The 11,372-nt window shown below is 53.7% G+C and carries 11 protein-coding genes; all 11 read right to left on the bottom strand.

Annotated elements, in window-relative coordinates:
• Positions 1 to 29 precede the first annotated feature (29 nt).
• Complete coding sequence (gene fliN / locus ABF979_RS14135) at positions 30 to 362, bottom strand: flagellar motor switch protein FliN (RefSeq protein ID WP_202207738.1); 333 nt, start codon at positions 360 to 362, stop codon at positions 30 to 32.
• Between the two features lie 5 nt (positions 363 to 367).
• Complete coding sequence (locus ABF979_RS14130; RefSeq protein ID WP_415560477.1) at positions 368 to 1,039, bottom strand: hypothetical protein; 672 nt, start codon at positions 1,037 to 1,039, stop codon at positions 368 to 370.
• Positions 1,036 to 2,049, bottom strand: a complete 1,014-nt coding sequence (locus tag ABF979_RS14125) for a flagellar motor switch protein FliG (RefSeq protein WP_415560476.1) — start codon at positions 2,047 to 2,049, stop codon at positions 1,036 to 1,038. Before ABF979_RS14125 ends, ABF979_RS14130 begins: the two co-directional genes overlap by 4 nt.
• Positions 2,050 to 2,051: 2 nt before the next feature.
• Complete coding sequence (gene fliF / locus ABF979_RS14120) at positions 2,052 to 3,719, bottom strand: flagellar basal-body MS-ring/collar protein FliF (RefSeq protein ID WP_415560475.1); 1,668 nt, start codon at positions 3,717 to 3,719, stop codon at positions 2,052 to 2,054.
• A 164-nt stretch (positions 3,720 to 3,883) separates the two neighbouring features.
• On the bottom strand, positions 3,884 to 4,606 hold the full coding sequence (locus ABF979_RS14115; RefSeq protein WP_415560474.1) for a flagellar hook assembly protein FlgD: 723 nt from the start codon (positions 4,604 to 4,606) through the stop codon (positions 3,884 to 3,886).
• A 14-nt stretch (positions 4,607 to 4,620) separates the two neighbouring features.
• Positions 4,621 to 5,895 carry a hypothetical protein gene (locus ABF979_RS14110; RefSeq protein ID WP_415560473.1) on the bottom strand — a complete coding sequence of 425 codons (1,275 nt, stop codon included), beginning with the start codon at positions 5,893 to 5,895 and terminating at the stop codon, positions 4,621 to 4,623.
• A 107-nt stretch (positions 5,896 to 6,002) separates the two neighbouring features.
• Positions 6,003 to 6,356, bottom strand: a complete 354-nt coding sequence (locus tag ABF979_RS14105; RefSeq protein ID WP_215750629.1) for a hypothetical protein — start codon at positions 6,354 to 6,356, stop codon at positions 6,003 to 6,005.
• Positions 6,353 to 7,930: a bifunctional phosphoribosylaminoimidazolecarboxamide formyltransferase/IMP cyclohydrolase gene (gene purH, locus ABF979_RS14100; protein ID WP_415560472.1), complete on the bottom strand. Its 1,578-nt coding sequence runs from the start codon at positions 7,928 to 7,930 to the stop codon at positions 6,353 to 6,355. The genes ABF979_RS14105 and purH overlap by 4 nt, the downstream gene beginning before the upstream one ends.
• Entirely contained in the window at positions 7,927 to 8,490 is a 564-nt protein-coding gene (locus ABF979_RS14095; protein ID WP_415560471.1) for a metal-dependent hydrolase, read from the bottom strand. Before ABF979_RS14095 ends, purH begins: the two co-directional genes overlap by 4 nt.
• 216 nt (positions 8,491 to 8,706) lie before the next feature.
• Positions 8,707 to 9,330 carry a bifunctional 4-hydroxy-2-oxoglutarate aldolase/2-dehydro-3-deoxy-phosphogluconate aldolase gene (gene eda / locus ABF979_RS14090; RefSeq protein WP_202207747.1) on the bottom strand — a complete coding sequence of 208 codons (624 nt, stop codon included), beginning with the start codon at positions 9,328 to 9,330 and terminating at the stop codon, positions 8,707 to 8,709.
• A gap of 12 nt (positions 9,331 to 9,342) precedes the next feature.
• On the bottom strand, positions 9,343 to 11,190 hold the full coding sequence (gene edd / locus ABF979_RS14085) for a phosphogluconate dehydratase (RefSeq protein WP_046901135.1): 1,848 nt from the start codon (positions 11,188 to 11,190) through the stop codon (positions 9,343 to 9,345).
• Positions 11,191 to 11,372: the final 182 nt, after the last annotated feature.

Genomic DNA, 11,372 nt, shown 5'->3' with positions numbered 1-11,372 from the left:
CCCTATAAGTTAAATATTCGGAAATTTTTTCAGTTTTTAACTTTTCCAGATTTGATGATTTCCGTCATGGTTACCCCAAGTCGGTTTTCATCAACCATCACAACTTCACCACGGGCTATCAGGCGATTATTCACAAGAATATCGATCGAATCACCGACTTTGCGATCAAGCTCCACAACGGCCCCACGACCCAAACGTAATAACTGGCTTACCTGCATATTCGCACGTCCCAGAACTGCACTTACTGTTACCGGGATATCGTAGATCGCTTCGAGATCATGAGCGAAGCGCGGCGGTTCTACAGACTGCGCCGATACTGCCTCGACGTCATCAAGATCGAAATTATTCTGTGTATCAGGCATTTCAATTATTCCGCGCTAACGGCAGGTAAAACTTTATCCAAAGAAAATACCTTCAAAATTTCCTGCACCAGGCTTCCTGCCTCTCGGCTGGCCTTTCCCGTCGACCAGGAAATTCGAAAGTCTCCCGAAGACAAAGTGTCATCTGCACGACAATCAATCACTTCCACTCCTTCTCGCTCACACAGCGTTAATAAATGCTGAAGTTCTTGAGATTTAGCTTCTATTCTGACGCGCGCTGCTTCCCGGAGCGTCGGCATAATTTTATCAACCAAGGCATCCCGTTCTCCTGGACCGTAACTCTCCAGGAGGGTTGGAAAAATTTTAGCCAAATAAGAGAAAATAGCGTGTGCAACATCTTCGGCCGCTTGATGTGCACACTGGTTTACCTGATCCGAAATTTTTTTTAGAACATTCAAAGAATTGCTCTCAACGCAATTCTTCCATTCAGATTTTTCTTTTTCATAATAACTGCGTTCTAATGCAGATACACGCTCCTTTTCCTGCCTCCGGGCACGATCCAAATCTTCTTCAGTATAGATCTCAGGTGTATTTACTTCTACGGGAAACATTTCTGAAGCTGACTCTGGTTCGACAGTCGGCAAAGCAGGAACGTCAAAATCTTCAGCATAAAGAGCCTTAGAAACCTGAACACGACGGTCATAGTCAGTCATGATCATACAAGCATCTCATTTGCAGCCTGCTCTTGGTCCAGGAGTTCAATTTCCCCACGATCAAGCAGAACTTTCGCAACAAGAAGAATATCACTCTGGGCCGCGTCAACGTCCTTAACGCGCACAGGCCCCAATGCCTCAACTTCATCTATCAGAATGCGCCCTGCACGCTCAGACATTGCAGCGAGGAATGCACTTCGCAGTTTGTCGCTTGCGCCTTTGAGAGCAATTGGCAAACTTTCTCGGGCGATCTGATTGAGCAACACCATGAGGCCCTCTACAGGGACCTGAGCCAACTCCTCAAAAGTAAACATAAGACTCTTAATTCGTTCCGCATCATCGTGACTGCGCTCATCCAGGGCCGTCATAAAGCGCGCTTCAAGTCTTCGATCAAAGTTATTGAAGATATCTGCGAGGACTTCATGGCTGTCTCTATGTGAGCCACGAGGGAGATTAGAGACAAATTCAGATCTCAACGTCTGCTCTACACTATGCAGAACACCTTTCTGCACATTCTCCATTTTGAGCATTCGCGTCATAATATCGAGCGAAAATTCTTCCGGAAACAGGGCTAATACTTTCGCAGAATGTGCCGCCTTGATTCTACTGAGAATAACAGCGACAGTTTGTGGATATTCGTTTTTTAAATAGTTCGCGAGCACCACCTCTGAAACATTGCCCAGTTTGTCCCACATAGTTCGCCCGGCAGGACCACGAATTTCTTCCATGATGGCTGCGGCTCGCCCAGCGGGAAGCGTATTTTTGAGCAATCGTTCTGTTGTCTCGATATCGCCAATCAAGACTTCTGAAGATCCAAGGCTCCGACTAAATTCGTGACAGACACTTTCAACAGTTTCTGCAGAGACCATTCCAAGCTGAGACATGGCGGCAGAAATCTCTCGAATTTCTTCTTCATGCATCTGCTCAAACAAGCGAGCGCAGTTTTCTTCTCCTAATGCCATCATTAAAATTGCGGATTTCTGCGCACCCGTGACAGATTTTTCCAATCCAATCATTTTCAGTGCCCTTCCTGTCTCGGCATCAGCCAATTACGCATCAGTGCAATACTTTCCGCAGGATGCGTTTCGACGAGATCAACAACCCTCTGAACAGAAGAAGCTCGAATACGGCCGGAAACTCCACTCACAGCGATTGTTTCTTCATCACTCTCCGTTAGAGGGGCTGTGGCATCATATGGAGCAGGCAAAAGAACAGTAGGGTTTCCAGTCTCAGATGCTAGTGCACCTCCTAATTCAGGCATGGAAACAGCGCCGCGACTTTCACCAGAAAGAACATTTCCTGCCGTAACCCCGCCCCCAGCCGGGCGCAGCAGGGGCCGCACAACAAAGAAGAGCACCATCAAAAGACACAGAGCAAAAATACCGAAACGCACGGCTTCCATTTCATTCGAGCGGCTCAGGAAACCCTTTAGAAAAGGCTGCTGTGGTGCAGGCATTGCCGCTTCGAGATCAGAAAACTGCATCGACATTACGGTCACAACATCGCCACGAGCCTGATCGAAACCAATGGCCGTCTTGGTCAGAGCCGTTAGCCTATCCAGTTCCTGAGTATTCCGTGGTTGCCAAGCATGCTGACCTTTCACATCCGTCTGGACGGCTCCATCGACCATGACAGCAACGCTGATACGAGCAATTCGGGGCTGATCCTGCACCAGGGTGCGAACCTTCTTGCCAATCTCGTAATTATCCGTCTGCTCCTGCCTGCTACTTTGACTTCCGTTCTGCGGCTGACCAGCGTTAGCGTTCGGCAGATTGTTTCCAACCGTCGTATTCGCTGTTCCTTGTGTATTTATACTTTTGTCATTTTTGGTTTGCTGAGAACGAAGAACCTGCTGGTCAGGGTCGTAACTTTCCTGAGTTTCCCGCACATGATCATTATTCATCGCCACGGTCGCTTCCACCCGCACATGCCCTATGCCGACAGAAGCTCCCAACATGTCCTCAACTTCACGGGAGATGCGTTGTTCCAGCGCCTGCCGTTGCATTTCTGCCGTTTGATCACCATCGACACTTCCCGCGCCTTGCCGCAGCAGGACATGCCCGCGATTGTCGACAAGCGAGATATTCTGTGCCTCCAAACCCGGTACGGCTGCGGAAACCAGGTTAACGACCGCCGCAATACTCTCCTCATCCAAACGGCGCGCACCTTCCATGGAAAGAAGCACACTCGCCTGAGCTCCCTGTTCGTTCGTCGAAAAGAGTTCTCTGTGGCGCAGTACAAGATGAACACGCGCATTACGAACACTGTGAATCAGACGGATTGACCGTTCCAATTCTCCCTCCAGCGCACGCGTTTCATTGATTGTTTGCTCAAACTGCGTCGCTGTAAAACTGTTTCCCTTATCGAAAATCTCGTACCCGACCGAGCCGCCCGACGGCAGTCCACTTTTTGCGAGAAGAAGGCGCGCCTTAGCAACCTCATCATCAGGGACCATAATCGTCGCCCCCTGATCCTGCAGGCGATAAACGATATGGGCCTTAGCAAGCTGATCTACGATTTCACCGGCTTCTCTGGGATCGAGATCTCTGTAAAGCAGCCCGGTAGCAGAGTTTGCACCATGCATGACCAAAACTCCGAGAAGCACAAGCAGAGCCACACCCACTGCACCCAGGGCAGCCAGACGCGGGAGGCCAAGCTGCTTCAGATTTGTGAGAAGAGCCTTCACTTATGCGCCCACCATACGGTCATCTGCGTACAAGCTTTTCCAGGAGGTGCCTCAAGCCCTGCCCACATGTGCGTTCACCCTGTCCTGCTGCAATTACTGACAGGTATTGTGGACAGGAAAGGTTAACGTCCGCTTAAAACGACAGAATTTCCCCCGCTCGTCGTTCAGACACCCGAAAATCCATCCAAGTCACTCAGCGGCACTGTTGCACTTCCCATTTGTACATTGATACCACTCGATGTCCGCGTCAGACCTGTTACCGTACCGGAAACCGTTGTTGGAAAAGACGCCGTTTCCCCACTTGTTCCAGTCCCTTCGACAGCAACAAAGTACTGACCGTCAGACATTTTTGTTCCACTGCTATCAATACCATCCCAGGACCAGGAGTTCGTCCCCGCCGTGGCCGTCATCGTGTCGGTCTTGACGACCTGACCGCTGGCATCGGTAACTGCAATGGCTACAGGTCCGGCTTGCTGCGCCGTAAATGTCATGCTCGCGTTGCCATTCTGTAAGGGCAACGAAGCAGTTGTGGCCGTGGTTGTTTTACCCACAAGACCGACACCAGACGTAATCTGCGTGTCCTGAGTGGCAGAAATCAGGCTGGTAAGATTGGTGTTCGTCTCAACCTGTTGCTGCACACCTGCAAACTGCGCCAACTCACTTGTGAAACTGTCGGTACTGGTTGGATTACTCGGGTCTTGATGCTGAAGTTGAGTAGTCAGAAGCGTCAGGAACTGATTAAAATTTCCCGCCATGGAGGACAGCGCAGCACTACCGGCACTACTCGCCGTAGATGTGGCTGCACCAGACGTTTGTGATGATGCACTGGACTTGGCTGCCGAAACAGCGTGGCTGAGAAGCGATGATGAATTGACAGAAGAGACCATAAAACAAGCGTCCTTTATGCGGTCAGATCAACAACACCGCGTAAAATTTTTCGAGGAAATACGGAGGCTCTCTCATTAAGATCTTCAGATGAGACCTCGGGAGAACCACCAACAGGGGGCGATCGTTGCTGACTGCCTTCCCGATCAGAACTTCTGGGATAGTCTTGAGAGAAAGATCCCAGAAAACCAAACGTAACTTCTGTGGATATTGCAGTCCGGTCTGCTGAGACAGGCAAAGTGCTCTGATTCAGTGAGGACAATAAGCTCTCTTTATTTGTTGAAAGACTTCGCAGTGCATCTGAAGTTTCAGCCAGAATGTGGATGTGGCGTCCCCCGTCCTTGTCTTCCTCAACAGACATGCGGATCTTGCCTTCACGCTCCAAGGACATTTCAATCTGGGTATTGAGGTGCTGACCTGTTGCCTGGTGCGTGATGACAGGGCCGTTCAAAGCTGACTGATGCGCCTCGTCCTGCGTCGGTGTTAGAAGGCTATTATGTCCAGAATCAGAGTTCTGCAATTTCGAGGTCGAAAGTTCCAGGAATAACCCCGGGACCTCAGCAATCGGTGCTGGCGCAACATCAATATGTTCTACCAACGCAAGAGAGACCACCCCTGCACTCTCTGTTTCAGAAACTTGCAGGTCTTCGCTTACTTCAAGCTGATCTGTCGCGGGTTTCGTCTCGCAATTGAACGAAGCGACACTGAGAGAAGGCTCAGATACCGAGCTTTGAGTGCTATCGTCTTCTAGATCCGAAACGCACTGTGTAGGCAACTCAACGCGTTCGCCCGAACCAGGTTCATCCGTCTTCCCTGGTGCGGATACGTTATCATTTTGCAGCGCGGGCAAAAACGTTTCTGTAACTTCCTCTGTAGAGGGACCCATAGAAATCTTCTGAGCCGATACTTCCGAGGGACGTTGAACCACCTTGGTCGCACTCGATGTTTTCTCAAATTTCTCTGGAAGCGAACTCGATTGAACAGGCTGTTCGGAGACCTTTGTAGCCGGGCTCGAAGATTTTAAGCTTCGAGCCCCCCCGCAGTTTTCCGTTGAAACACGGGGGCCTTGGCCGCCTTCAGGTACTCTAGCCGTCTGGGTATTTTTTTCACCGGACGACGGAGGAGTATTTTTGCTGGAAACAGCCTTGGCGTCAGGCGGCTGTGTCTTCTCGTGAACGTAGCTTTTCAGAAAATCCTGAAATCGTTCTTTGGAAGCAAGCTGTGCACCAACAGGAAAGACGCTGCCACCAAGCGCTATCGCGGGCTTTGCTACGGGCAAAATCTGCGACAATGACAAGCCCTCCTACACCCGGTGAAACAACCGGAGAGAAGAGTGCCACGGCAGGCGTAAAGAAAAGGTTTATACGCGGCCCTTTTCCAAGAAGCCGCGTATCAAACTCAGTTCTGAATGTGATCGTATCCGGGAGAACCAGGAAATGGCCCTCGCGTAACCGCTGCTGGCGCCGGACAAACCGGCGGCGTTCCATCAAGCGCAAAGGCCTGCACCGTATGGGACGAAGCTGCCACAAGTCCTCTCACAGCAAGAGGCTGTGCCAGACGTACACCTGCCAGAAGCTCTTCTGGAAGAATGACAGTCGTTCCATCACGCAGCATCACGCCTGTTGGCGTAATACGGGAAACAATCCCCTTCGTGACGGGCAGCGGTGACATGTCATACAGACATGGCGCGGCCGCGGCGACCATCGGGGCGGAGAAAGCCAGAAGCAGGCTTGCGAGAGCGAAAGGTTTCAATGCCGGAAATGCCTCATGCCAGTGAAGACCATGGCGATTCCAGCTGCATCGGCAGCGTCGATCACCTCCTGATCGCGAATTGAGCCACCGGGCTGAATCACAGCCACAGCACCAGCAGCAACAACACTCTCAAGACCATCTGCGAACGGGAAAAACGCATCCGATGCCGCCACAGATCCCTTAGTCAACGGGGCAGTCTCACCCGCAACATTTGCAGCATCTTCGCTTTTGCGAGCAGCAATGCGCGCGCTATCAACACGGGACATCTGCCCCGCACCAATCCCGACAGTCGCATTGTTGCGAACATAAATGACTGCGTTGGATTTCACGTGCTTGGCCACTCGGAACGCGAACAGGAGATCTTTCATCTCCTTTTCCGTGGGCGCGCGTTTGGTGACGACCTTCAGATCGCTCTCAAGGACGCGGCCTGCATCCCGGCTTTGCGCCAGAAAACCGCCTGCGACAGAGCGAAAAGCCAGACCTTCAGCTTCAGGGTCCGGAATTCCGCCCGTGAGCAACAGGCGCAGGTTCTTCTTGCGAGAAAGAATTTCAATAGCCTGTGCGTCCGCATCCGGGGCAACAATCACTTCCGTGAAAATCGCACTGATGCGTTGAGCCGTTTCTGCATCTAGCGTTCTGTTCACAGCGACGATGCCACCAAATGCCGAAACCGGATCACACCGCAGCGCCGCAATCCATGCCTGTTCCAGCGTTTCAGCAGACGCCACACCGCATGGATTAGCGTGCTTGACGATCACGACAGTCGGCGCATCAAACTCAGCAACAGCCTCGAACGCTGCGTCTGTGTCATTAAGATTGTTGTAGCTCAGCGCCTTGCCCTGCACCTGACGAGCCGTCGCGATGCCCGCCCGTGTGCTGCCATCACGATAGAAAGCAGCTTTCTGATGTGGGTTTTCACCATAACGCAGAAGCTCGTCGCGAGAGCCACTGAGCGTCAGAACAGGGGGCAACAATTCGCCCGCACGCTCCGCGAACCAACGGGAGATCATACCGTCATAAGACGCCGTATGGGCGTACGCAGCACCGGCATAATCACGACGCTCACTTAGATACGTTCCGCCCGCGTCCAGAGACTGAACGAAATCACCGTATTGCTGAGGAGACGTCAGGATCGTGACATGATCGAAGTTCTTGGCCGCAGCACGGATCATGGCCGGACCGCCAATATCGATATTCTCGATACAGTCTTCATCGCCCGCGCCGGATGCAACCGTAGCTGCGAAAGGATACAGGTTAACGCAGACCAGATCGATTGGCACGATGCCGTGCTCTTCCATCTGGCTCAGATGAGCCGGCAGGTCACGACGTGCGAGAATGCCGCCATGAACCTGCGGAACCAGCGTCTTGACACGACCGTCAAGAATTTCGGGAAAGCCCGTATGCTCTGAAACATCTTTGACAGTCAGACCCGCCTCACGCAGCGCCCTTGCCGAGCCCCCCGTCGAAAGCAGTTCTGCACCGTGGGCGGCAAGCGCGCGCCCCAGTTCAATCAGTCCCGTCTTGTCAGAAACGGAGAGAAGGGCGCGACGGACGGGGAGTCGGGTCTCAGTCATGATGGAAATGCAATATCCTTCAAAACATGTCCGTGCAACCGCTGGTGATGCACGACGTAAGGAGCGTGACCACCAAATGGCTCACGTCCCGCGAACCCTGCCCACCCTAATAGAAAGAGGGTAGGCAGAAGAAGCATGATCTCGCCCAGGCCGCCTGTGCGGACATAGGGCCAGAAAGACAGTCTGGACCGGCTAAGGGGCGCCAGAAGCTGGCAACCACCGGTTGGCAGGTCAGCCGCAATGTGGGTGGCAACGCCCAGCAGAAGGGCGCCAATCGGGCCTCGCAGCGCACCTTCCCCCATAAAAGCCCCAACCAGAGCGGCGATCAAAAGCAACACAACACCGGAATGCGTCATCCCACGATGACCAAACGTCCGCGCCAGAAAACGGGACAGAAATTTGACCCGGGCCCCAAGCATGGAGCGTTCCGTATCAATGTCCGGAAGCAGGCTACCCAGCAACCCTGTGCAGACCGAAAAAGGCTCGGCTGACAGGACATGCCAGCGCATCGCACACAAAACAGCAAATCCGCCAATCAGGAGATGAGAACGTCCAGTCACGGGTTCTTATGATCCGATTCGGACGTTATCGGAAAGGGTCGTAACCCCTTTTCCTGCAAAGATATTCATAAATTCCATCCCCCATCTTCTTCTGGAGATGTTCTTTATCCGTTCTCAAGCCGAGAAACAGGCCCTCACTAAAAAAAAGAAAGGCGGTCCGGATAACTTCCAGACCGCCTTCCTGTTTTCAATGGAGCGAAAAATTTACAAGGGATCTTAGCTCTGGCGCAAAAGAGCTGCAGCCGTAGCACGCTGCGTCACCGTCTTTGCGTCGAACTCACCTGCCGTAATCCACGATCCGCCAACACAGGATACGGAGGGAAGTGCCAGCCAGTCCGGAGCACTCCCTTCAGTGATGCCGCCTGTCGGGCAGAAGCGGACATTGCCGAATACGCTGGCCAAGCTCTTCAGCGCCGGAATGCCACCATTGGTCACAGCCGGGAAGAACTTGAAGCGTGTCAGCCCCAGATCCAGACCGCGCATGATGTCGCCAGCATTTGCGACGCCCGGAAGGAAAGGCATGTCATGATCGCGGGCAGCGTCAGCCAGCGGTGCGGTTAAGCCAGGGCTCACAATAAAGCGGGAGCCAGCCTTCACTGCGCGCTCCAGATCCGTCGGGTTCAGCACAGTGCCCGCCCCAACAAACGCACCATCCACCTTGGACATTTCCTCGATCACTTCGAGCGCACAAGGCGTCCGCAGCGTCACTTCCAGAGTGGTCAGGCCACCAGCGACCAGCGCTTCAGCCAAGGGACGAGCCTGTGCAACATCATTGACCACCAGCACCGGAATAACCGGGCAGCGGGTCATGACAGCATCAAGTTTGGCAGTATCAGTCATGAAATTTGGTCCTTAGTGAATGGCGTCGCCAACGGCTTCGATTACCTGATCCATTTGGGCCAGCATGGCGGATGCGCCGGTTTCGGCCGGATCATGCACCGAACGCATGAGGGCAAACAACTCACGTCCGGTTCCGAGAGCAGGCGGCGGCGGCGCAACAGGTTCGCGTGCCTCCCATTCTGCCGGATCGACAAGAACCTCAATCTGCCCCGTTACGGCACAAACCCGGATCATGTCACCATCCCGAACGCGGGCAATCGGGCCGCCAACCTGCGCTTCCGGGCCGACGTGAATGGCAGCAGGCACCTTACCACTTGCACCTGACATCCGTCCGTCTGTCAGAAGAGCCACCTTGTAGCCCCGATCCTGCAACACGCCGAGCGTTGGCGTCAGTTTGTGCAGTTCCGGCATACCATTGGCTTCCGGCCCCTGGAACCGCACAACAACAACGACATCCCGCTCAAGCTCACCATTCTGGAACGCTGTGGCAACATCATGCTGATCATGGAAAACGCGCGCCGGGGCTTCAATGGTCAGAAACTCTTCAGCAATGGCACTGCTTTTATAGATGCCACGACCGACATTGCCCTGCATGAGCTTAATACCACCATCAGCCTTGAACGGCTCTTTGACGTCCCGGAGAATGTCACGGTCCAGCGATGGCTTGGCATGCGTGTAAACGACTTCGTCATCCTGCAGGCTGGCACGGCAGGCATAATCGGCAAATCCGCCGCGCGAGACCGTCATGATGTCCGTGTGCAGAAGGCCGGCGCGGGAAAGCTCGGCAATCAGTGTCGGCATACCACCCACATGATTGAAGGCGTTCACGTCCTCAGAGCCACTGGGGTAAACGCGCGTCATCAGCGGAACTGCTGCTGAGAGGCGGCTCAGATCTTCCCAGTCAATAATGATACCCGCGGCTCGGGCAATGGCAGGCAGGTGGATGGTGTGATTGGTCGAACCGCCGGTTGCCAGCAAGCCGACTGCCGCATTCACAATAGCCTTTTCATCGACACACTGCGCCAGTGGGCGGACATCTTCGCCATTCAGGCTGATTTCCGCCAGACGATGGACGCTTGCGCGCGTCATGGCCTGCCGAAGCGGCGTGTTCGGATTGATGAACGCAGAATCCGGCATCATGAGACCCATGATCTCAACCATCATCTGGTTCGTATTGGCCGTGCCGTAGAAGGTGCATGTGCCAGCGCTATGGTAGGAGGCGTTTTCCGCTTCCATCAGACGGTCCTGCCCGACCTTGCCCTGCACATAGAGCTGACGGATCCGCTGCTTTTCCTTGTTAGGAAGACCTGACGGCATAGGGCCGGCCGGGATCAGCATTGTCGGCAGATGTCCGAAGCGCAGAGCCCCCATCAGGAGGCCCGGGACAATCTTGTCACAGATCCCCAGAAGCGCGACACCTTCGAACATGCCGTGGCTCAGGCCGACAGCCGTGGACATGGCAATAACGTCACGGGAGAACAGGGAAAGCTCCATTCCCTCCTGTCCCTGCGTCACGCCATCACACATTGCTGGCGCACCACCGGCGATCTGAGCAGTTGCGCCAACTTCGCGGGCGAACAGCTTCATCTGGTCCGGGTAACGTCCATACGGCTGATGCGCCGACAGCATGTCGTTATAGGTCGTCACAATCCCGAGGTTCGTGCTGGCCGGACGCATAAGCTCCGGCTTGTCAGACGCAGCCGCAGCAATGGCGTGAGCGAGGTTTCCGCAGGCCAGGCGTGGGCGGGAGACGCCTTTGGCCCGGTTTCGCTCCATCAGAGCAAGATAACGGCGACGGGAGACTTTCGAACGCTCGATGATCCGGGCGGTCACGCTCTCGACGACGGAATTCAAAGACATTGGAACACTCGCTGCTCGACTGACACACGCGCTGCCAGACGGAAAAAACGCTCTTTCCGCTGAAAGACACAGCCTCGTGAAGGGGCTCCTTTCATACGCAACCGAACTTGGAACAGCAACACCTCACAATGCCTTTCCGAGAAAATTTATTATTTTTATTTCTCAGAATGGCTTTTTATCTT

Source organism: Gluconobacter sp. (genome assembly GCF_047723935.1).
In the GTDB taxonomy this organism is placed as follows: Bacteria; Pseudomonadota; Alphaproteobacteria; order Acetobacterales; family Acetobacteraceae; genus Gluconobacter.
The sequence above is the reverse complement of the archived record's forward strand: the minus strand, read 5'-3'. Positions and strand labels throughout refer to the sequence as shown.